We start from the raw sequence: 21,274 nt of genomic DNA, 5'->3' as shown, positions 1-21,274 counted from the left end.
GACTGGAAGTCTAGGGGCGCGGACTGGGACGGCGAAGGCCCCTTCCCAGGTGGGAAGGGGCCTTCGCCGTGAGGTGCGTCAGACGTTGAAGCGGAACTCCACCACGTCGCCGTCGGACATGACGTAGTCCTTGCCCTCCATGCGGACCTTGCCCGCCGCCTTCGCGTCGGCCTTCGAGCCCGAGGCCACCAGGTCGTCGAACGACACGACCTCGGCCTTGATGAAGCCCCGCTCGAAGTCGGTGTGGATCACGCCGGCCGCCTGCGGGGCGGTGGCGCCCTTGGGGATCGTCCAGGCGCGCGATTCCTTCGGGCCCGCCGTGAGGTACGTCTGCAGGCCGAGGGTGTGGAAGCCGGCGCGGGCCAGGGCGTGCAGGCCCGGCTCGGTCTGGCCGATCGACTCCAGCAGTTCGAGAGCCGACTCGTCGTCGAGTTCGATCAGCTCCGACTCGACCTTGGCGTCGAGGAACACGGCGTCGGCCGGGGCGACGAGCTCACGCAGTTCCTTCACGCGGGCCTCGTCGGTCAGCACGCCCTCGTCGGCGTTGAAGACGTAGAGGAACGGCTTGGTGGTGAGCAGGGAGAGCTCACGCAGCAGTTCACCGTCCACCTCGGACTGCGCTGCGAACAGCGTGCGGCCCGCGTCGAGGATGTCCTTGGCCTTCTTCGCGTTCTCGAGGACGGCGCGGCGGTCCTTCTGCATCCGCGCCTCCTTCTCGATCCTCGGAATGGCCTTCTCGAGGGTCTGCAGGTCGGCGAGGATCAGCTCGGTGTTGATCGTCTCGATGTCGCTGGACGGGTCGACGCGGCCGTCGACGTGCACGACGTCCGGGTCGTCGAAGACGCGGATGACCTGGCAGATCGCGTTCGCCTCGCGGATGTTCGCGAGGAACTTGTTGCCGAGACCTTCACCTTCCGACGCGCCCTTGACGATGCCGGCGATGTCGACGAACGACACCACGGCGGGCACCTCGCGCTCGGAGCCGAAGATCGCGGCCAGCTTGGAGAGACGCGCGTCCGGCAGCGGCACGACGCCCACGTTCGGCTCGATCGTCGCGAACGGGTAGTTCGCGGCGAGCACGTCGTTGCGCGTGAGCGCGTTGAACAGGGTGGACTTGCCAACGTTGGGCAGGCCGACGATACCGAGGGTCAAACTCACGGGAAGCGAGTCTACGGCAGGGAACGGTCGTGTCCGATTTCCGCGAGCCATTGCTCGTTCCCGCTGGCAGGATCGACGGCATGGTCATTGACGAAGAACACGCGTACCGGGTGTGCTCCGCACGTGACGCCCGTTTCGACGGGTGCTTCATCCACGCGGTCCGCACGACCGGCATCTACTGCCGGCCGTCGTGCCCCGCGGTGACCCCGAAGCGCCGCAACAGCCAGTTCTTCCTGACGGCCGCCGCCGCCCAGTCGGCCGGTTTCCGCGCCTGCCGCCGCTGCCTGCCCGACGCCGTGCCCGGCTCCCCCGAGTGGGACCTCCGCGCGGACCTGGCCGGCCGGGCGATGCGCCTGATCAGCGACGGCATCGTGGAACGCGACGGCGTGACGGGCCTGGCCACCAGGCTCGGCTACTCGGAACGCCACCTCACCCGCGTGCTGACCGCCGAACTGGGCGCCGGTCCGCTGGCCCTGGCCCGCGCCCACCGCGCCCACGCCGCCCGGCTGCTGATCGAGACGACCGAACTGCCGTTCGCCGACATCGCGTTCGCCGCGGGCTTCGCGTCGGTGCGCCAGTTCAACGACACGATCCGCATGGTGTTCGCCTCGACCCCGTCCGACATGCGAGGCCGCGGCAAGGCCCCGGCCGGCACGCCGGGCCGCATCGTCCTGCGCCTGCCGTACCGTGCGCCGTTCGACGCCACGGGCCTGCTCGCCCACTTCCGGACGCACGCGCTGGCCGGCGTGGAGGAGGTGACCGCCGACTCCTACGCCCGGACGCTGTCGCTCCCGCACGGCGAGGCGACGGTCCGCCTGACGTTCCCGGCCGACCACGTCCTGTGCTCGCTGCGCCTGGCGGACGTGCGGGACCTGGGCGCGGCCGTCTCCCGGGTCCGCCGCCTCCTCGACCTCGACGCCGACCCGGCGGCCGTCGACGAGTTCCTGGGCGCGGACCCGATCATCGGTCCCCTGGTCCGCGAGACGCCGGGCATCCGCGTGGCGGGCAGCGTCGACGGCGCCGAGACCCTGCTGCGCCTCGTGGCCCCGTTCACCGGCGTCCCGCTGCAGATCCCGGACGGCAACCTGACCCACCTCTACGCGGCCGGGGACCACCCCGTCACCGAGGCCCTGGCGAACGGCAGACTCGTCGTGGACGTGGGCCGTTCGATCGAGGACCTGACCGGGGAACTGACCCCCTTGACCGGCCCAGCGGTGGCCGACGAGGTGGCCATGCGGGTGCTGGGCGCACCGGACGTGCTGGTGCTCCCCCGAGCCTCACGACACCTGACTTCCCACGGCCCGGACTGGCGGCCGTGGCGCTCCTACGCCGGAGCACACCTGACGAGGAAGGCAACGACATCATGACCGTCGCGCACACGTCCACTGTGGACACCCCGGCGGGGCCGTTCACCGCGATCGTCGCGCCGGACGGAGCAGTGCTCGCCAGCGGCTGGACCGCCGACCTGGCCCTGCTGACGCCTCAGATCCACATCACCCTGATGCCGTCCGAGATCACGACGCGACCGGACCTGGGCGACGTCACGAAGGCGACCACCGCCTACCACGACGGCGACCTGACGGCGATCGACGCGATCGAGGTCCGCCAGAAGTCGGGCCCGTTCCTCCAGCACGCGTGGGACGTCCTGCGCACGGTGAAGGCGGGCGAACCCGTCACCTACTCCGAGTACGCCGAACTCTCCGGCCGCCCGGCCGCGATCAGGGCAGCGGCCTCAGCGTGCGCCCGCAACTCCGCGGCCCTCTTCGTCCCCTGCCACCGCGTCATCCGGATCGGCGGCAACCTCGGCGGCTTCCGCTGGGGCCTCGACGTGAAGCGCTGGCTCCTGGCCCACGAGAACTAACCGACGAGGTCGATCTCCGGCACGGCCGCCACGGACACCAGCTCAGTCCCGCACCGGGGACAAGCCCTGCCCGCCGGAGCCGCGCCGGACCTCAGGTCCCCTTCGATGCCAAGCCACTCACCAACCCCGTTGTCACGACACGTGTGACAACCAACGCGGTAGTTGAGCCGCACCCACGGCTCCGCGGTCAGCTCCGAAGCCTGAACCGCGGGCTCCACCGAGTCGCTGAACGGCGCCCACCACGACGTGATCCGGCACCGCAACCGCCGCTCGGCACCGTGCTCGGCCGCATCGAAAGCACTGACGCGCATCGGAGCCGGATGCTCGTCACCGGTGCACAGCCCGTACGGCAAGCCGTGCTGCAACTGCACAACCCGCCCGGCCCGCAGGCAGACCAGGCAGTCGTGGACGAAGTCGAGCCGGTTGGACCACACGAAGTGGGCGGCCGGGGTGACGGTGACGCGAGCGGTGACTTCCACGTGGGACAGCACCAACCGAGGTTAAAGCCGCCGGCCACCCCCGTCCACACAGGACGCAGTACCTGATGAGCGTCGGGCAACGGCGAAGCAGAGCCACCCCCGGCCACCAACGGCAATGGCGAAGCCGAGGCGCGTGAACCTCTGCGGGCTGGTCAAGCGGTGGTGACCCACGCACTCGGCGATGACCGGCGCCGGCTCGGTACTGCCCGCCCGGCCACCATCAAGCCAGCGACATCTCCAACGTCGACCCGGTCCGAGCCTTCCGCACCCTCAACCGGGTAGGAATCCGCTGCCGCAACTCCTCGACGTGCGACACCAGCCCCACAACCCGCCCCCCGGCACGCAACTCGTCCAACGTGTTCATGACGATGTCCAGGGTGTCGGAGTCCAGCGTCCCGAACCCCTCGTCGACGAACAGGGTGTCCAGCAAGGCCCCACCGGTCTCGTTGGCCACCACGTCGGCCAGCCCGAGGGCGAGCGACAGCGAGGCGAGGAACGACTCCCCGCCGGACAACGTCTTGGCCGGCCGGGCCCGCCCCGAGTAGTCGTCCAGCACGTCCAGGTTCAGCCCGCCGCGCGTTCCGCGAGCCCCGGCCGAGTCGGAGTGCACGAAGCTGTACCGCCCCTGGCTCATCCGGTGCAGCCGGGCGGAGGCGGCGACCGCGACCTCCTCCAGCCGCGCCGCCAGCACGTACGACCTCAGGGTCATCTTCTTGGAGTTCTGCCCGCGTCCGTTGATCACGTCGGTCAGCGCGTCCAGCTCGGCGTAGGCGGCTTCCAGCGGTTCCAGGGACTTCCACTCGGCTCGCAGCCGCGCGGCCAGTTCGCCGACCCGCTCGTACGCCGCGCGGGCGCGGGCCAGGCCGGTGGCGGCCGACGAGGCCGCGGACCTGGCCGAGGACGCCGCCGCTGTCACCTCGTCGAGGTCCACCTCGGTGGCCGGGTCGATCCCGGCCAGTTCTTCCAGCGTCGCCGAGGCGGAGGCACGCGCGCGCTCCCAGGCGGCGATCCTGTCGTCCAGGGCCTGCAGCTTGATCGCGGGGCGGGCGGCGGCCAGGGCGGCGTCGACGTCGGTGAAACCCGCGGCGGTGGCCTGGCTCGCGACCAGGCTCTGCTGTTCCTCGATGCGGGCGTGGGCGGCGTCTCGGGCCGCGCGACGGTCTGCCAGTCCCACCAGGGCCTTCGACAACCGGAGCAGGTGGTCGCGGCGGGTCAGGACGTCGTCGTGCTCGCCGCGCGCCTTGTCCAGCCGGGCGCCGCGTTCCTCGACCACCGTCACCAGCGACGCGTGCTCGGTGTGCAGGCCCACCAGCTCTCGCTCCACCTGGGCCTTCTCCTCGCCCAGCTGGCGGGTCTTGGCCTCCAGGCCGACGAACTCGTTCTGCCGCTGCGAACGCGTGCGGGCCAGTTCCAGGGCCGCGCGGTACTCCGCGATGGCGACGGCGGGGTCGTCCGAGCCCAGTGCCTCCCAGCAGGCCTGGATGCGCAGTTCGGCGGCGTGGGCGGCGCGTTCCGCCTCGTTGCGGCGGTCCAGGGCGGCCTGTTCCTCGTGCGCCGCGTCTTCCTCGTCGGTCGCGCCGACGCCGCCGAGCATCGGTTGCGCGGGCGCGGGGTGGGACGGTGAGCCGCAGACGGCGCAGGGCTTGCCGCGCTTCAACGCCGCCGCGAGTTCGATGGCCATGTTCTCGAGGCGCTGGTGGCGGACCTGCTGGAGGACGTCCTTGGCCTTCTGGTGGACGTCGATCGCTTCGTGCAGCTGCTTTTTGGTGCGCTCCAACGCTTCCCCCGCATCCGGCAGGGCGAGGGCGGCGTCCGCGCGGGACTTCAGCGACTCCAGGCGGGCCGAGGCCTCCGCCGCCGCGTCCAGTTGCAGACGGCACTGGGCGAGGCGTTCTGGCAGCACGTCCAGTTCGGCGCCGAGGGCGAGCAGGCGGCGTTCGACCTGGTAGGAGGAGTTCTTCAGCACCGACAGCCTGCGCACGTCGGCCTGCTGGCGTTCGGCTTCGGCGGCCAGTTCGCCCAGGCCGCCCGCCTCCTCGCGGTAGCGCTCGGCGTCCTCGCGCAACGACGAACCGGTGTAGCCCAAGCGCTCCAGCGATTCGAGGGCCTGGGCCTCGTCGCGGACGGCGAACTTGTAGGTCTCCTGCAGCTTCGCGATCTCGTGGAACGCCGGCACCACGGGGATCGCGCGGCGGGCGGCGTCGCGTTCGGCGAACCACGACGCCGAATCGGCGGCCTCCACGCGGGCCAGCAGCTCGCGGGCCTCGCGCACGCGGCGGATCTGGTCGGCGTGCACGCGGGCCTGGGCCAGCAACGCGTCCGCGCCGTCGGCCACGCCCGCCGTCTCCTCCGACAGCGCGGCGGCCTCGGTCACGGCGGCGGAAAGGCGCTCCAGCACGGACTCCAGCCAGCCCGGCTCGCACGACGGCTCGCCGCCGGCGGCTTCCGCCACGCGGTGCATGAGCTCGTCGGCGCCCTTGCGGCGTTCCTCCAGCACCCGGCCGGCGGCGACGCGGCGGTCGCGGAACCACTTCTCCACGTCGAGGAACCGCTCGGTGCCGAAGAGCTTCTCCAGCAACACCTCGCGTTCGGCCGTGTCCGACCGCAGGAACCTCGCGAACTCGCCCTGCGGCAGCAGCACGACCTGGAAGAACTGCTCGTACGACATGCCCAGCATGTCCTCGACCGCGCGCGCCACGTCGTCGATGCGGGTGATGCCCTCGCCGTCCCAGCCCTCGAGCCAGGTCAGCGTGCACTTCGCGGGCTGCGTGGTGAAGCCGCCGCCGCGCTTCTTCGGGCGGTCGAACTCCGGCGAGCGCACGATCCGGAAGCGCCGCGACTGCACCGTGAGCTCCAGCGACACCTCCGTCGGCACCTGGGGGTCGGCGTACTCGCACCGCAGCTTCTTCACGTCGCCGCGCGCGCCCGGCACGCGGCCGAACAACGCGAACGCCACCGCGTCGAGCAACGTCGTCTTGCCCGCGCCCGTGTCGCCGTGCAGCAGGAACAGCCCGTCCGCGCCCAGCTCGTCGAAGTCGACGGCCTCGGGCTTCGGGTAGGGCCCGAACGCCGTCAGTTCCAGGCGGTGCAGTCTCATTGCTCCTGCTCCCTCGCCACGGACGCGAACGCCTCGCGCAGCAACGCCATCTCCGCCGTGGAAGGCTCAGAGCCGCGTGCGTCCGACACGAAGCAGCAGGCCACTTCCTCGTCGGAACGGCCGCGCACCCGGTCCGCGTAGGTCATGTTGTGCCGCAGGCCCTGCTCGGGCCGCCACTCCACGTGCACCGCGTGCTCGAACCGCTTCTGCAACTGCCGCAACGCGTCCATCGGCCGCACGTGGTCCGTCAGCACGACCGACAGGAAGTGGTTCTCCAGCGGCGTGTGCGCCGGGTCCTCCAGCACCTCGGCCAGCGTCCCGCTCACCACGGCCAGCTCCCGCGGCACCGGCAGGTCGCGCCTCTCCACGCCGACGAGCCCGCCCTCGTCCAGCTCGACCAGCCACACCGACTTGCGGTGCCGCGCCTCGGAGAACGAGTACGCCAGCGGACTGCCCGAGTACCTCAGGTTCTCCGCCAGGGTCTGCGGCCCGTGCAGGTGCCCGAGAGCCACGTAGTCGACGCCCGAGAACACCTGCATCGACACGTCCTGGACGCCGCCCACCGCGATGGTGCGCTCGGACTCCGACGGTGCCCCGCCCGTCACGAAGGCGTGCGCCAGCACCACGGAACGCGAATCCCTCGACGCCAGGTCGGCGCGAATGCGCCGCATCGCCTCGCCGAGCACGGGCGTGTGCCCCTTCTCCGGCACCCCGAGCACGTGCCGCGCGGGCTCCGGCTCCAGGAACGGGATCCCGTACACCGCGACGGGACCGTGCTCGTCCTCCAGCTCGACGGGCTTGTCGAGCAACGAGATCTGCGTGCGCAGGTACAGCCCGCCCGCCGCCGCGAACTCCCCGAACACCCCGATCCGCGCCGCCGAGTCGTGGTTGCCCGGCGTGATCACGATCTTCGACCCGGCCGCCCGGATCCTCATCAGGACCCGCGCGCACAACGCCACCGCGTCGGCGGACGGCACCGCCCGGTCGTACAGGTCGCCCGAGATGACCACGACGTCGACCTTCTCGGAAGACACCAGGTCAGCGAGGCCGCCCAGCACCGACTCCTGCTCCACGAGCAGGTCGCGGCCGTGGAATGTGCGCCCCACGTGCCAGTCGGAGGTGTGCAGGATCCGCATGGCCCCAACCGTAGAGACGGGGTCCGACAAAACTTCGGGAGGGTTCCCGGCGTGTCACCCGATCGAGTTCAACATCTCTGGTGGAGCATCATCGGTGCCGTGACCGCAGTGATCATCACCGCCTCGCTCGTCCTGGCGCTCGTGTGCGCCGGGGCGCTGGTGTTCGTCTACCGGCTCTACCAGGACAGCGTCCGGCGCACCGACGAAGCACTCCAGGCCATCGGCTCGGAACGCGCGCGCTACGACGCCCAACAGGTCGCCCTGCAACGCTACGAAGTGGCGTTCTCCAGCGTCAGCGGACGCGGTGAACTGGGCGAACAGGTGCTCGTCGAAACAGCGCGCGCACTCGGCCTGAGGGAAAACCTCCACTACACGCTTCAGACGGACGTGGCGGGCGGCGGCGCGGTCCGGCCCGACATGGTGCTGAACGTCGGCGGCGGCCGCGCGGTCCCGGTCGACTCGAAGATGTCCATGGCCACCTGGGCCGAAGCCGTCGAGACGGACGACCCGCAGGAACGCCAGGACGCGCTGCGGGTGCACGTCCGCAACATCCGCTCCCGCGCCGCCGAACTGGCCGGCAAGGGCTATCAGCGCTGGGCCGACGCCATCTACGGCACGATCATGTTCGTCCCCAACGACGGCGCGGTCGTCGCGGCGCTGGACACCGATCCCGAACTGCTGCGCTGGCTGCTCGACCGCCGCGTGTTCCTGTGCGGCCCGACCGGGTTCGCCGTGATCGCGTCGAGCGCGATGTTCGCGGTCACCGAGCGCGCGCTGGCCGACGACGTCGAGCAGGTCAGGCTGCAGGCCGGCCGTGCGAACCGGGCCGCGGACACCGCCATCGAGGCCGTCAACCTCTCCACCACGCACCTGCAGCGGTTCCTGAGCGCCAGGCGCAGGGAGCTCGACGCGCTGGAGGGGTTCCGGGCGAGCGTGGAACCGCTGACGGACGCCTCCGCCACCCCCACGCCCCTGCCGCTCGTCCGAAGGGCGGACGAACAGTCCGCTTAAAACGCACGCAGTGTGCCCGCGGGTTGCTTCTGGGTGAGAAAGCAGCGGACTGACGAACACCGAATGGCCGAACGGCTACCGTGTGCGTCGTGAGTGAGTTGCGCGAGCGTTCAGCAGCTTTCGATGACGACGACGTCGAAGACTACGACGCGGTTCCGTGGAACTACCGGGCCATCTTCGGGGAGTTCAAGGGCATCCCGTGGTGGGCGGCGATCCTCGCTGCCCTGGTCCCGGCGTTCATCGGCGCTTTCATCGACATCAGCTCCAGCAAGACCGTCGGCTGGACGTTCTACGTCGTGTTCTTCGCCGGCGCGCTGGCCGCGATCCTGCTCGTGCAACGCCGCAGCCTGTTCGGGCCGATGGTGCAGCCGCCGCTGGTCCTGGCCGCGACGGTGCCCACCCTCGTGCTGCTGACCGGCGAGCCCGGCAAGGGAGGCCTGTCCGCCATGGCGCTGGGCCTGGGCAAGCCGCTGATCGACAGCTTCCCCGTCATGGCGCTCACCACCGCCGTCACGGTCGGCCTGGGCATCCTGCGGATCTTCCTGCAGAAGAACCCGAACCGGCCGAGCAAGGACGAGGTCCGCGAGGCCAAGGCGGAGATCAAGGACCGTTCCAAGCCCGCCCGCAAGCCCCGCGAGGAGCCCGAGGAGGACGAGCGCCCGCGCCGTCCCCGCCCGGAACGCGCCGAGGGCACCCCGGCCCGCCGCCCGCGTCCCGAGGGCGCTCCCGCCCGCCGCCCGCGCCCGGAAGGCGCCCGCGCCGAACGTCCCGCGGGCCAGCGCCGTCCCCGCCCGCCGCGCGAAGACCGCTAGCTGGTTGTTCGCGGCCACTCCCCGAACCGCGAACAACGAGGTCGGGACAACGAGCAGGGAAATCGGCCGCACTCTGCCAGCATGAGCTCGATGCCTAGGGGAGAACGTCCACTGGACGAGGGCGACAGCCCGCTGCTGCGGTTCGCGAAGGATCTGCGTCAGCTCCGCGCGGACGCGGGCACCCCGACCTACCGGGAGCTCGCCCGACGCGCGCACTTCTCGGTCACGACGCTGTCCGACGCCGCCGGTGGGCGGAAGGTGCCGGGCCTGGACGTCACGCTCGCCTACGTGCGGGCGTGCGGCGGCGACGAGCAGACGTGGGCGCAACGCTGGCGTGAGGTCGACGAGAGCTGGGCGCTGTCCAAGGTCAGCCCCTCGCCGTACGTGGGCCTGAGCGCGTTCACGAGAGAAGACGCGGACCGCTTCTTCGGCCGCGAGAAACTCACCAACGCGCTGAAGAGCCGCCTGGAGACCCACGACTTCCTCGCGGTCTTCGGAGCGTCCGGCGAAGGCAAGTCCTCCCTGCTCAAGGCGGGCCTCGCCCAGCACTACCGCAACCCGGTCTGCTGCACGCCCGGCACCGATCCGGACGCCGCCATCGCCGCCGCCCTGGACCACGACCCCGACCTGTTGATCGTGGACCAGTTCGAAGAGCTCTTCACCCTGTGCGACGACCCGGTGCGGCGCGAGGCGTTCCTCGGCCGGCTGCTCGGCGCGGGCCGCAAGACGGCGATCGCGGTCAGGTCCGACTTCTACCCGCACTGCTCGCAGCACGCGGCGCTGGCCGAGGCGCTGACGGACGCGCAGGTCCTGATCGGCACGCTGACACCGGACGAGCTGCGCCGGGCGATCACCCAGCCCGCGGCCAAGACGGGTTGCACCGTCGAGGGCGCCCTGCTGACGACGCTCATCGCCGAGGCGAGCGGCCGCAGCGGCGTTCTCCCGCTGGTCAGCCACGCCCTGGTCGAGACCTGGCACCGCAAGCGCGGCAACATCCTCACCGCCGGCGCCTACGAGGCGGCCGGCGGCATCGACGGCGCACTGGCCCAGAGCGCCGAGACCGCCTACGCCCAGCTCACCGGCGACCAGCAGCACCTGGCGCGCCAGCTCCTGCTCAGACTCGCCGCGGACGGCACGAAACGTCCCGTCCCCCGCAGCGACGTGATCAGCGACGAGGTGCTGGACGTGCTGGCCGGCGCCCGGCTCGTCACCGTCGGCGAGAACACCGTCGAGGTCACGCACGAGGCGTTGTTCCGGGCCTGGCCGCGCCTCACGGCCTGGCTGGACGAGGACCGGGAGGGCCTGCGGACCCACCGCAGGCTCACCGAGGCCGCCCGCCTGTGGGAGGAGCTCGAACGGGACTCCGGCGCGCTCTACCAGTCCGTCCGGCTCGCCGAGGTCACCGAGTGGGCCGCTCGCACCGACGCCGTCCTCACCAGGGGCGAGGACGCGTTCCTGGCCGCGTCGAAGAACCTCGCCCGCCGCCGCACCCGCCGTCTGCGCGCGGCGGCGGCCGTGCTGGTCACGCTCGTCCTCGTGGCGAGCATCAGCGCCGTCACCGCCACCCAGCAACGCCGCGAGGTCGAACGCCTGGGCCTGCTCACGCAGTCGCAACAGCTCGCCGCGCTCTCGGCCGCGCTGCTGCGGAGCAATCCGGACGAGGCCGCGCGCCGTGCCGCCGAGGCGTACCGGACGGCACCGACCACGGAGGCCCGCAGCCAGGTGCTGAGCGTCGCGGCCGGGCGTCAGCGCGACACCCGGCCCGTCAACGGCCTCGGGGTGAAGGCCGGCAACGGGATCATCGGGGTGCAGAGCCCGAACGGCGCGGCACTGTTCGACGGCACCACCCTCGCGCCCCTCACCGTCCTGCGCCCCGACGACCGGGTCACCGAACTGGACCTCGCTCCGGACGGCTCCGTCGTCGTCACCGGCCTGCTGGGCCGCGTCACCGTCCACTCCTCCCCCGCGGCGGAACCCGTCGTCCTGTGCGAGACGAAGCCGTGGACCAGCGTGAACTTCATCGAGAACGGCCGTGCGGTCCTGGTCGGCGGCCAGATCTGGGACGTGGCCACGGGCAGGATGCGGGCTCAGCTGGCCCACAGCGACGACTGGTACCGGTTCGACGTCGCCGGTGACGTCATCGCCGGTTTCCGGGAGACCTCCGTGTCCGTGTGGAGCCTCGCCACCGGGCAGCGCACCGCGCAGTTCGACGTCGGCACGTACGCCGGTTCCGCGGTGCTGCTGCACGGCGGTCTCCTCGCGGTGGGCGATGCCGGTGGCGAGGTGCGGATGTGGAACACGGCGACCGGCGCCCTGGTCAGGACCCTGCCACCCCACAAGGGCTGGGCGGGACTGGCCGCCAGCGCCGACCGGACGGTGCTCGCCAGCGCGGGGAACGAGGACACCGAGGTCAGGGTGTGGGACGTCGTGCACAGCACCGCCCTGCGGCCGATCCAGGTCGGCACCACGACCGCGAGCATGGCCTTCACCCCGGACGGCAGGCTCGCGGTGTCCAACGGCAGCGCGCTGCGGCTCCTGCCGCGCAGCGCCGTGCCCGTGGCGTCCGCGCATCCTTTGCGGGCGCTCTCGATCGCCCCGGACGGCAGCATCCTCACCTTCGACGACGCGGGCGTGATCGAACGCCGCGACGCCTCCCTGCGCCGCCTCGGCCGCGTCGAGACCGGGGCGACCGGCCGCACCCTCGCGCGTTTCAGCCCGGACCGCGGCCTGCTCGCCACCGCGGGCGCCGGCGAGCCGGTGGCGGTGCGGCGGACCTCCGACGGCCGCCTCGACGCCACGCGCGACGAGGACCTCCTACCGGCCGCACTGGCCTTCGCGGGCGACAACCGGCTGCTCTCGGCCGGGGGCGACAGAACGGCGACGCTGTGGACGAGCGGCCCGAAGACGATCGACACCCACAACAACGGCACCCCGACCGCGGCCACGTTCGGCCGGAACGACCACGAGGTCGTGCTCGGTTCCGACTGGGGACTCGTGGTCGTCTGGAACCTGGAGACCGGGAAGGACTTCAACCTCGGCGCGGTGCACGAGAGCCCGGTGCGCGCGCTCGTGATGTCCCCCGACAAGCGCACGCTCGCGACCACGGGCGACGACGGCCTCATCTTGTTGTGGGACACGGCCACGTGGAAGAAGAAGGGCGAGCTGCGCGGCCACACGGGCACCATCGGGGCGTTGGAGTTCAGCCCGGACTCGTCACGGCTCGCCAGCGGCGGGAACGACAAGAACGTCGTCATCTGGGACATGAACACCCAGCAGGCGTGGGCGACTCTGCGCGGCCACGCCGAGAGCGTCACGCACGTCGCGTGGATGCCCGACGGCCGTGCGGTGGTGTCTGCCGCGGCCGACGCGTTGCTCGTGTGGCAGCTCGACGTCGAGAAGGCGCTCCAGGCACTCGGCTGAGGGTGACACCCGGCCGACCGCCCGTCCGGCGTGGCGGCCGGACGGCACCGCTGTGGTGTCCGCGGGCGCGGACGCGATGACCGTCTGGCCGCTCGACGCCGAAAAGGCCTTGGCGGGCCTCGACTAGCGGACGAGGTCCTTGCGGAGCTCTCGCGGCAGCGAGAACGTGATGCGCTCGTTCGCCGTGGTGATCTCCTCGACCTCGCCGTAGCCGTGGGACTCGAGGAACTTCAGCAGTTCCATCACCAGCAGGTCCGGCACCGACGCGCCCGACGTGACGCCGACGGTTTCGACGCCCTCGAGCCACGCCAGGTCGACCTCCTTGGCGTAGTCGATCAGGTAGGAGGCCTTGGCGCCGTGCTGCAGCGCGACCTCGACCAGCCGCACCGAGTTGGAGGAGTTCTTCGAGCCCACGACGAGCACCAGGTCGCACGACGGCGCCATCGTCTTCACCGCGGTCTGGCGGTTCGAGGTGGCGTAGCAGATGTCGTCGGACGGCGGGTCCTGCAGGTCCGGGAAGCGGTCCTTGAGCTGGCGGACGCGCACCATGGTCTCGTCGACCGACAGCGTCGTCTGCGACAGCCAGATCACCTTGGAGGGGTCGCGGACCTCGACGGTCGCGGCGTCCTCGGCGGTGTCGACGAGCTGGACGTGGTCCGGCGCCTCACCGGCGGTGCCCTCGACCTCCTCGTGGCCCTCGTGGCCGATCAGGAGGATGTCGTAGTCCTCCTTGGCGAACCGCACCGCTTCTTTGTGGACCTTCGTCACCAGCGGGCAGGTGGCGTCGATGGTGCGCAACGAGCGCTGCTCGGCCTCCTCGTGCACGGCCGGCGACACCCCGTGGGCCGAGAACACGACGAGCGCGCCCTCAGGAACCTCGTCCGTCTCGTTGACGAAGATGGCGCCGCGGTCGGACAGCGTCTCCACGACGTACTTGTTGTGGACGATCTCCTTGCGCACGTAGACGGGAGCGCCGTACTTCTCGAGGGCGAGCTCGACCGTCTCGACGGCACGATCAACGCCCGCGCAGTAACCACGCGGCTTCGCCAACAGGACTCGCTTGGGCATGGCCCCAGGGTACCCAGGCCCGGTCCTAGGCATTTCAGACGCGGTTGCGGCAGGCTAGTGCGCATGAAGCCACTGCCACTGGGTGTCCGCATCGCCGCCGGCCTGGCGGTGACCGCCCTCGAACAGGCCCGCAAGCTGCCACAGCAGCTCGCCGGACTCCCGTTGACGGTGGTCAGCGAGGCGATGCAGCTGTCCATGCGCGTGCAGCAGCATGTGACCGAACTCGCCATCAAGGGCGACGACGTCCTCTCCGGACTGCGTCCGGTGGAAGAGGAACCGGAGTGGGCGACCTTCGACGAGGAGGAGACGCCCGTCACGACTTCTCAGGAAACTCCCGTCGAAATCCCCGCCGACGACCCGTGGGAGGAAGAGGAACGGGCGATCGTCGCCGAGGTTCCCGCGTTCCTCCCGGTGTACGACGAGCTGTCGATCGCCCAGCTGCGCGCCCGCCTGCGCAACCTCGACGTCGAGCGGCTCGAGGAGTTGCTGCGCTACGAGAAGGCGCACGAGGCGCGGCCGGAGTTCGTGGGAATGCTCAACCGCCGGATCCGAACGGTGAGTGCCCCCGAAGGGATCAAGCAGAGTCGTGAGTGAAGCGAAATCCACGCCGGAGAACCCGTGGCCGGTGCGGACGGTCGCCCGCAAGCTGCTCGACTGGATCAACCGGCTCGGCGACGTGTGGGTAGAGGGTCAGGTCACGCAGCTCAACGCGCGCAGTTCCACGGCGTTCCTGACGTTGCGCGACCCGAGCGTCGACATGTCCATGTCGATCACCTGCAACGCCTCGATGATCCGCGAGCTGCAGCTCACCGAGGGCAGCAGGGTGATCGCGCACGGGAAGATCAGCTTCTACCCGAACCGGGGCACGCTGTCGTTGCGGGCGGACGACATCCGCGCCGTCGGCATCGGCGAGTTGCTGGCGCGCATGGAACGGCTGCGCAAGCTGCTGCACGCCGAGGGCCTGTTCGACCCGCGCCGCAAGCGCCGTCCGCCGTTCCTGCCGAACAAGATCGGTCTGATCACCGGCCGGGCGTCGGCGGCGGAGCGCGACGTGCTCACGAACGCGCGGAACCGCTGGCCCGGCGCGCACTTCCGCGTCGTCAACGTCGCCGTGCAGGGCCCGACCGCCGTCACCCAGGTGTTGACCGCACTGTCCACTCTGGAACGCGATCCCGAGTGCGATGTGATCATCATCGCCCGCGGCGGCGGCAGTGTGGAGGACCTGCTGCCGTTCTCCGACGAGGCGCTGTGCCGCGCGGTGTCCTCGTGCCGCACGCCGGTCATGTCGGCGATCGGCCACGAACCGGACACCCCGCTGCTCGACCACGTCGCTGACGTGCGTTGTTCGACGCCGACCGACGCTGGCAAACGGGTGGTTCCCGACGTCGCCGAAGAGAGTGAACGCGTCCGGCAGATGCGCGACCGGGGCCGGCGCGCGCTGCACGGCTGGGTCGACCGGGAACGGAAACTGCTCGACTCGCTGCGGTCCCGACCAGTACTTTCGGACCCTTACGGCCCGCTGGAGCGCCGTTCCGAGGAAGTGAAGCGTTTTCGGGACCAAGCCCGCCGGGCCGTGACGCAACGGCTCGATCGGGAGGACGTCCACCTCTCGGGGACGAAAGCGCGCTTGACGACCCTCGGACCAGCCGCCACGCTGGCCCGCGGATACGCCGTTGTGCAACTCGTCACACCTGACGGTCCCGACGGCGTGTTGCGTTCTGTCGCGGACGCGCCGAGCGGAACACAGCTGCGGGTACGCGTCGTTGACGGAGCAGTGCGGGCCGAGGTCACCGGTCCGGAAACCGATCGGGAAGGGGGAGGTACCGATGATGCGTGATGCCGTGTTCCTGCCCCTCACCATGGAGGCCGCCGGTTCCTGCGCCTCCGGCCTGCGCACGAAGGCGGAGGCGGCGAACCGCGCCGCCTCGGAGTGCTGGACGGCCATGGTGGGCGACTGCGACACCACGAGCCGCCGCACGCTGATCCTGACGTTGCACGACCTGAGCGAGGCCACCGCCGGCACGGTGCAGTACCGGCGCGTCGCGGAGGCCGAGGCGCTCATCGACGAGGCGGTGCGAGAGGGTGACGGCGAGGAGTTCGCGGAGGCCCTGGTCGGCTACGACCTGGCCGTCGCGACCGTGCTGAGCCGTCTGAGGAGTCAATCCGCGTGAGTTCGGAAACCGCCCGGCAGGACACTGCACCGGGTTACGAAGCCGCCCGCGACGAGCTGGTCGACGTCGTCCGCAAGCTGGAGGCCGGTGGCCTGTCGCTGGAGGACTCCCTGGCGTTGTGGGAACGCGGTGAGGCGCTCGCCAAGACTTGTGAGCAGCATCTCGCCGGTGCGCGCGAGCGAATCGATGCAGCTCTCGCCGTGGTCGAGGAGGACGTTTCGGACGCGTGATCCCGTGCAAGGATTCAGCTGCCGATCACAAAATCCGGCACGCTGAGTAGTCGCATGGAGGCGCGCAATGGTGAACACCCCCGCGGAACGACGTCGCGAAGCCCCCGACCGGAACCTGGCACTGGAGCTCGTGCGCGTCACCGAGGCAGCGGCGATGGCCGCGGGCCGCTGGGTGGGTCGTGGCGACAAGAACGGCGGCGACGGCGCGGCCGTCGACGCCATGCGCAAGCTCATCCACACCGTCTCGATGAGAGGCGTCGTGGTGATCGGCGAGGGCGAGAAGGACGAGGCGCCCATGCTGTTCAACGGTGAGGAAGTGGGCAACGGCGAGGGCCCCGACTGCGACGTCGCGGTCGACCCGATCGACGGCACCACGCTGATGGCCAAGGGCATGCCGAACGCGCTGGCCGTGCTGGCCGTGGCCGAGCGCGGGGCGATGTTCGACCCGTCCGCCGTGTTCTACATGGAGAAGCTCGCCGTGGGCCCCGAGGCGGCCGACGTCATCGACATCACCGCGCCGCTCGCGGAGAACATCCGCCGCGTCGCGAAGGCGAAGCACAGCGACGTGTCCGACGTGAACGTCTGCATCCTCGACCGCCCCCGGCACGAGCAGATCGTGCACGAGGTGCGGCAGGCCGGCGCGCGCATCCACTTCATCTCCGACGGTGACGTGGCCGGTGCGATCGCGGCAGCGCGCCCCACGTCGGGCGTGGACATGCTCGTCGGCATCGGCGGCACCCCCGAGGGCATCATCGCCGCCGCGGCCCTCAAGTGCGTCGGTGGCGCCATCCAGGGCCGGTTGTGGCCGAAGGACGACGAGGAGCGCGAGAAGGCGATCGGCGCGGGCCACGACCTGTCCCGCGTGCTCACGACGAACGATCTCGTCAGCGGCGACAACGTCTTCTTCTGCGCGACGGGCGTGACCGACGGCGACCTCCTGCGCGGCGTGCACTACCGGGCGGGCGGCTGCACCACCCAGTCGATCGTCATGCGCTCCAAGTCCGGCACCGTGCGCATGATCGACGGCTTCCACAGCCTGCACAAGCTGCGCGAATACGCCTCGGTGGACTTCGACCTGCCGGAGGACGTGCAGCAGCCGCTGCCGTAGTCGCTGTGAATCTGTGAACCGTCAACGGACAGTCACCCTCCGAGTGACCCTAGTGACGGAGTCACTTTCGTCCTTAGTTTCCGACCTGACCCCGGCAACCCTGCGCCGGGTTCAGGAAAGGAACTCAACGATGAGGGCACGTTCGTTGTTCTCCGCGGTCGTCGTGGCCGCCGGCGCTCTGCTCGCCACGGTCACCGCGGCCACCGCGGCTCCGGCTCCCACCGCCGACGGCGAGGTCACGCCGATGATCGTCGGTGGCACCAACGCCTCCCAGGTCTACCCGTTCATGGTCTCCCTGCAGAGCACCTCGGGCAGCCACTTCTGCGGCGCGTCGCTGGTCAAGGCCAACTGGGTCGTGACGGCGAAGCACTGCGTCCAGGGCTCTTCGGCGTCCTCGATCCGCACCCGGATCGGCACCACGAACCGCACCAGCGGCGGCACCACGACCGGTGCGTCGCGCATCATCCTGCACCCGTCCGCCGACCTGGCGGTGGTGCAGCTCAACACCTCGGTCAGCCAGGCCCCGATCACCATCCCGACGTCGTCGGGCGCGGTCGGCACCGCGACCCGCATCATCGGCTGGGGCCAGACCTGCCCGGTCCGCGGCGCGTGTGGCGCTCCGGTGACCCTGCAGGAGCTCAACACCTCGATCGTCGCGGACAGCCGGTGCTCCGGCATCAGCGGTGTGTCGGAGATCTGCACCAACAACACCGGTGGCAACAAGGGCGCCTGCTACGGCGACTCGGGTGGCCCGCAGGTGAAGTCCGTCGGCGGCCGCTGGGAGCTCATCGGCGCCACCAGCCGCTCCGGTGGCGGCGCGAACTGCGCCCAGGCCCCGTCGATCTACGTCGACGTCGCGTACTACCGCTCGTGGATCAACTCGAACGTGGGCGGCCTGTAACCCCTGCGGTCCGGTAAACGCATTCCGAGGGCCCGTCTCCCATTCGTTATGGGAGGCGGGCCCTCGCCGTTGCAACCTGGGCGACCCTCCCGCCGTCTACTTCGGCAAGGGATGGAACAACCAGGGGGTACGCGATGCGGATGCTGCTCGTGGCGGTCGCGTTGATGTCGGTGGCGGGGTGCGCGCAGGGGGCTGTGCACGCCGAGACTCCAGCAGCCCCACCACATTCGGCGTCGCCTTCCGCGTCGCCTCCTTCCGAGGCGCCGCCTTCCACGCCCTCGTCGACGCCTGCCCCGCCGCCTCCGCCACCGCCGCCGCCCGTGGTGAAGCCGACGCCGTGCACCATCAGCGACGGCGCGTGCATCCAGCTCTCCACGAACCAGTCGTGGGTCGTCCGGGGCGACAAGATCGTCTACGGCCCGACGCCGATCACCCACGGCCGCAGGGGCTTCGAGACGCCACTCGGTAACTTCCCGGTGCTGCGCAAGGTGAAGGACGAGTGGAGCCGGCCGTACAACGCGGCGATGCCGTGGTCGACGTACTTCACCGAGAGCGGCATCGCGTTCCACGAGGGTTCGCTGACCGATCCGTCGCACGGCTGCATCCACCTGGACCCGCCGTCGGCGAAGTACTACTTCACCAACCTTTCGATTGGCGACACCGTCCAGGTGGTCTCATGATCATCGACCATGAGAGCCCTGGCCATAGCGGCCTTGTTCCTGCTTAGCTCCGCGTCGCCGGCGCAGGCATCCGGCTGCACCGTCCACAACGGAGCCTGCGTGCAGAAGCACACGAACCTGGCGTGGCTCGTCTCCGACGGCGTGACGAGCTACGGCCCGGTCCGGATCAGCCACGGCAAGCCCGGCTTCGGCACACCCGTCGGCGACTTCCCGGTGTTGCGCAAGGTGAAGAACGACTGGAGCGTCCCCTACAACGGCCCGATGCCCAACGCGGTCTACTTCACCACCGACGGCGTCGCGTTCCACCAGGGCGACCTGAACTCCCAGTCGCACGGCTGCGTGCGCCTGACCTGGAACGACTCCGAGGTCTTCTACGACAACCTGTTCCCCGGCGAGCGCGTCCAGGTCCTTCCATAAGAAGATGATTCAAGTCACCCGGTAGTGGTTACTCCACCACAGAGGGGTGATGCGAGATGCGAGTTCTGATCGCGACGGTGCTCCTGATCCTCGGCTTCGCTGTACCCGCACAGGCTCAGGCGGGATGCACCGTCCAAAACGGAGCGTGCCTGGAGAAGCACACGAACCAGGCGTGGCTGGTCTTCAACGGCAGGACGAGTTACGGGCCGGTGACCATCAGCCACGGCAAGCCGGGGTACGAGACCCCGGTGGGCACGTTCTCGGTGCTGCGCAAGGTGAAGAACGACTGGAGCGTCCCCTACAACGGCCCGATGCCGAACGCGGTGTACTTCACCACGACCGGTATCGCGTTCCACCAGGGTGACACTGCCGTCCAGTCCCACGGGTGCATCCGGATGGCCATGGATGCGTCGCTCGTGTTCTACGACAACCTGATGATCGGCGAGCAGGTTCAGGTACTGCCTTAGTTCGCCGCTGGAAGGCCTGGCCGGTACCCGGCCGGGCCTTCTAGCACTGCGCGCGTTCCTTCGCGAAGTCGTCCGCGGTGAGGTAGTCGCCGTCGTAGCTGACCTTGCCGTCCTTCAGGCCGTCGAGCGTGAACTCCACGACGGGCGTGCTGCCGTCGTCCCGTTGCACGGACAGCCGGAGCGGCTCGGCACCGTTCAGCCGCTGCCAGGCGACCTTCTCCTCGGCGCCGCCTGGTTTCTGGCCGACGGTGAGCTCGCGGACCTCGGCGGGTTGCGCGAACCCGATCCGCCAGACCTCCTTCTCACCGGCCTGGACCCACATGGCCCTGACGCCCGGCCTGCCGCAGCCGGCGTCGACGAACTGCGGCAGCCCGGTCGGCGTGAGTTTCACGGCCCACGTCTGCTCCGGGGAGCATCCGCCGAGCACGGTGACCGCGGCGAGCACCGCGATCGTCTTCCACCGGGTCATTCCGCTCTCCTCAGCCGATAGCCGCCCACCAGCACCCATCATCGCGTCCCATCACCGAGACGCGGGCGGCGAGACCGTTCGGCAACCACCCCGTGAGCCGTTCGAGTTCCTTGCCGGCCACGACCAGGGCCGTTCCGGGGTCGGCGGACAGGTCGTCGAGCAGCACCGGCACGTCCACCGCGCTGAAGTCCACATCGGACACGGGCCGCCCGGCGGGTTCGTCGTTCACCCGCACGACCCGCCAGCCCTCGTACCCCTCCCACTCGACCTCGGCCGCGTTCAGCGTGGCCACGAACTCGTCCAGGCGCGCGTGCGGCGCCACGAGCGCGATCGTCCCACCGAACCGCCCGGCCAGCGCGCTCAGCCGCAACGGGTGCTCCAGGCTCGTGGGCTCGGCCTTCGTCCGCGCGTACGGCACCCCGAGCCGCCGCGCGACCCGTTCGACCGTCGCGTGCACCCCGTCCTCCAGCGCCGCGACGACCAGTCCGACGTCCCGCGACCGGTTGAGCGCCTCCGGCAACGCGAGCTGCGCGACGGCGAACCCGGGCAGCACCGCGACGTCCGGGCTCAGCAGGTCCGGCACCGTCAGCTCGACCAGCACGTCGGAACCCCAGCCCGACGTGCTGGTCGAAGCGTTGACCCGCCGCTCGACCAGGTCGGACAACGGCTGCCAGTACACCGCGCGCGGCCGGCGTGCGACGGGCCCGGCCCACCACGGCATGCCCGGCACCATGTCGGCCCAGTAAACGTGAATCACGAGATCCCCCAGGGTTGCGTCGGTGCGCGTCC

Annotated in this window: 21 protein-coding genes; 14 read left to right on the top strand and 7 right to left on the bottom strand. The window is 70.6% G+C overall.

What is annotated here, in order from left to right:
• Window positions 1-78 precede the first annotated feature (78 nt).
• Window positions 79-1,158: a redox-regulated ATPase YchF gene (ychF, locus tag LX88_RS09605; RefSeq protein ID WP_258947380.1), complete on the bottom strand. Its 1,080-nt coding sequence runs from the start codon at window positions 1,156-1,158 to the stop codon at window positions 79-81.
• Window positions 1,159-1,238: 80 nt separating this feature from the next.
• Between ychF and LX88_RS09600 the strand changes: the two genes are divergently transcribed.
• Together LX88_RS09600 and LX88_RS09595 are read left to right on the top strand one after the other, a co-directional pair.
• Window positions 1,239-2,525 (top strand): bifunctional transcriptional activator/DNA repair enzyme AdaA, encoded by a 1,287-nt coding sequence (locus LX88_RS09600; protein ID WP_258947379.1) that lies wholly within the window; start codon window positions 1,239-1,241, stop codon window positions 2,523-2,525.
• The gene (locus LX88_RS09595) at window positions 2,522-3,019 is read left to right on the top strand and encodes a methylated-DNA--[protein]-cysteine S-methyltransferase (RefSeq protein WP_258947378.1); all 498 of its coding nucleotides are present in this window, start codon (window positions 2,522-2,524) and stop codon (window positions 3,017-3,019) included. Before LX88_RS09600 ends, LX88_RS09595 begins: the two co-directional genes overlap by 4 nt.
• On the opposite strand, the gene LX88_RS09590 is transcribed toward LX88_RS09595, so the two are convergent.
• From LX88_RS09590 to LX88_RS09580, 3 genes are all read right to left on the bottom strand, one after another.
• Complete coding sequence (locus tag LX88_RS09590; protein ID WP_258947377.1) at window positions 3,016-3,510, bottom strand: hypothetical protein; 495 nt, start codon at window positions 3,508-3,510, stop codon at window positions 3,016-3,018. The two genes, LX88_RS09595 and LX88_RS09590, sit on opposite strands and share 4 nt — an antisense overlap.
• A gap of 208 nt (window positions 3,511-3,718) precedes the next feature.
• Window positions 3,719-6,595 (bottom strand): AAA family ATPase, encoded by a 2,877-nt coding sequence (locus tag LX88_RS09585; RefSeq protein WP_258947376.1) that lies wholly within the window; start codon window positions 6,593-6,595, stop codon window positions 3,719-3,721.
• Window positions 6,592-7,731: an exonuclease SbcCD subunit D gene (locus LX88_RS09580; RefSeq protein WP_258947375.1), complete on the bottom strand. Its 1,140-nt coding sequence runs from the start codon at window positions 7,729-7,731 to the stop codon at window positions 6,592-6,594. Before LX88_RS09580 ends, LX88_RS09585 begins: the two co-directional genes overlap by 4 nt.
• A 99-nt stretch (window positions 7,732-7,830) precedes the next feature.
• Here LX88_RS09580 and LX88_RS09575 point away from each other — a divergent pair, with 99 nt between their 5' ends.
• From LX88_RS09575 to LX88_RS09565, 3 genes are all read left to right on the top strand, one after another.
• Window positions 7,831-8,742 (top strand): DNA recombination protein RmuC, encoded by a 912-nt coding sequence (locus LX88_RS09575; RefSeq protein WP_090065612.1) that lies wholly within the window; start codon window positions 7,831-7,833, stop codon window positions 8,740-8,742.
• 89 nt (window positions 8,743-8,831) lie between these two features.
• Window positions 8,832-9,554 carry a DUF6542 domain-containing protein gene (locus LX88_RS09570; RefSeq protein WP_258947374.1) on the top strand — a complete coding sequence of 241 codons (723 nt, stop codon included), beginning with the start codon at window positions 8,832-8,834 and terminating at the stop codon, window positions 9,552-9,554.
• Window positions 9,555-9,635: 81 nt separating this feature from the next.
• Window positions 9,636-12,974 carry an nSTAND1 domain-containing NTPase gene (locus LX88_RS09565; protein WP_258947373.1) on the top strand — a complete coding sequence of 1,113 codons (3,339 nt, stop codon included), beginning with the start codon at window positions 9,636-9,638 and terminating at the stop codon, window positions 12,972-12,974.
• 123 nt (window positions 12,975-13,097) lie between these two features.
• Here LX88_RS09565 and LX88_RS09560 read toward each other — a convergent pair whose 3' ends face one another.
• The gene (locus LX88_RS09560; protein ID WP_177224544.1) at window positions 13,098-14,042 is read right to left on the bottom strand and encodes a 4-hydroxy-3-methylbut-2-enyl diphosphate reductase; all 945 of its coding nucleotides are present in this window, start codon (window positions 14,040-14,042) and stop codon (window positions 13,098-13,100) included.
• Window positions 14,043-14,105: 63 nt separating this feature from the next.
• On the opposite strand from LX88_RS09560, the gene LX88_RS09555 reads away from it, so the two are divergent.
• The 9 genes from LX88_RS09555 to LX88_RS09515 all read left to right on the top strand — a co-directional run bounded on the left by LX88_RS09555 (window position 14,106) and on the right by LX88_RS09515 (window position 20,016).
• Window positions 14,106-14,636: a lipid droplet-associated protein gene (locus tag LX88_RS09555; RefSeq protein ID WP_258947372.1), complete on the top strand. Its 531-nt coding sequence runs from the start codon at window positions 14,106-14,108 to the stop codon at window positions 14,634-14,636.
• A complete protein-coding gene (gene xseA / locus LX88_RS09550; protein ID WP_258947371.1) occupies window positions 14,629-15,879 on the top strand; it encodes an exodeoxyribonuclease VII large subunit in 1,251 nt (416 codons plus the stop codon). Before LX88_RS09555 ends, xseA begins: the two co-directional genes overlap by 8 nt.
• On the top strand, window positions 15,869-16,213 hold the full coding sequence (locus LX88_RS09545; protein ID WP_258947370.1) for a sugar ABC transporter substrate-binding protein: 345 nt from the start codon (window positions 15,869-15,871) through the stop codon (window positions 16,211-16,213). Before xseA ends, LX88_RS09545 begins: the two co-directional genes overlap by 11 nt.
• Entirely contained in the window at window positions 16,210-16,443 is a 234-nt protein-coding gene (locus LX88_RS09540) for an exodeoxyribonuclease VII small subunit (RefSeq protein ID WP_258947369.1), read from the top strand. Before LX88_RS09545 ends, LX88_RS09540 begins: the two co-directional genes overlap by 4 nt.
• A gap of 67 nt (window positions 16,444-16,510) precedes the next feature.
• The gene (glpX, locus tag LX88_RS09535) at window positions 16,511-17,551 is read left to right on the top strand and encodes a class II fructose-bisphosphatase (protein WP_258947368.1); all 1,041 of its coding nucleotides are present in this window, start codon (window positions 16,511-16,513) and stop codon (window positions 17,549-17,551) included.
• Window positions 17,552-17,681: 130 nt separating this feature from the next.
• On the top strand, window positions 17,682-18,452 hold the full coding sequence (locus LX88_RS09530) for a S1 family peptidase (protein WP_090065603.1): 771 nt from the start codon (window positions 17,682-17,684) through the stop codon (window positions 18,450-18,452).
• Window positions 18,453-18,586: 134 nt separating this feature from the next.
• Entirely contained in the window at window positions 18,587-19,132 is a 546-nt protein-coding gene (locus tag LX88_RS09525) for a L,D-transpeptidase (RefSeq protein WP_258947367.1), read from the top strand.
• 99 nt (window positions 19,133-19,231) lie between these two features.
• A complete protein-coding gene (locus LX88_RS09520) occupies window positions 19,232-19,549 on the top strand; it encodes a L,D-transpeptidase (RefSeq protein WP_258947366.1) in 318 nt (105 codons plus the stop codon).
• Window positions 19,550-19,605: 56 nt separating this feature from the next.
• On the top strand, window positions 19,606-20,016 hold the full coding sequence (locus tag LX88_RS09515) for a L,D-transpeptidase (RefSeq protein WP_258947365.1): 411 nt from the start codon (window positions 19,606-19,608) through the stop codon (window positions 20,014-20,016).
• 40 nt (window positions 20,017-20,056) lie between these two features.
• Here LX88_RS09515 and LX88_RS09510 read toward each other — a convergent pair whose 3' ends face one another.
• Both LX88_RS09510 and LX88_RS09505 read right to left on the bottom strand, forming a co-directional pair.
• Entirely contained in the window at window positions 20,057-20,485 is a 429-nt protein-coding gene (locus tag LX88_RS09510; protein ID WP_258947364.1) for a hypothetical protein, read from the bottom strand.
• A 10-nt stretch (window positions 20,486-20,495) separates the two neighbouring features.
• A complete protein-coding gene (locus LX88_RS09505) occupies window positions 20,496-21,242 on the bottom strand; it encodes a hypothetical protein (RefSeq protein ID WP_258947363.1) in 747 nt (248 codons plus the stop codon).
• Between the last annotated feature and the right edge of the window lie 32 nt (window positions 21,243-21,274).

Origin of the sequence: Lentzea californiensis (assembly GCF_024648825.1) — a bacterium.
Taxonomy (GTDB): Bacteria; Actinomycetota; Actinomycetes; order Mycobacteriales; family Pseudonocardiaceae; genus Lentzea; species Lentzea californiensis.
Note: the sequence above shows the minus strand (reverse complement) of the source record. Positions and strands in the feature narration are given on the sequence as shown.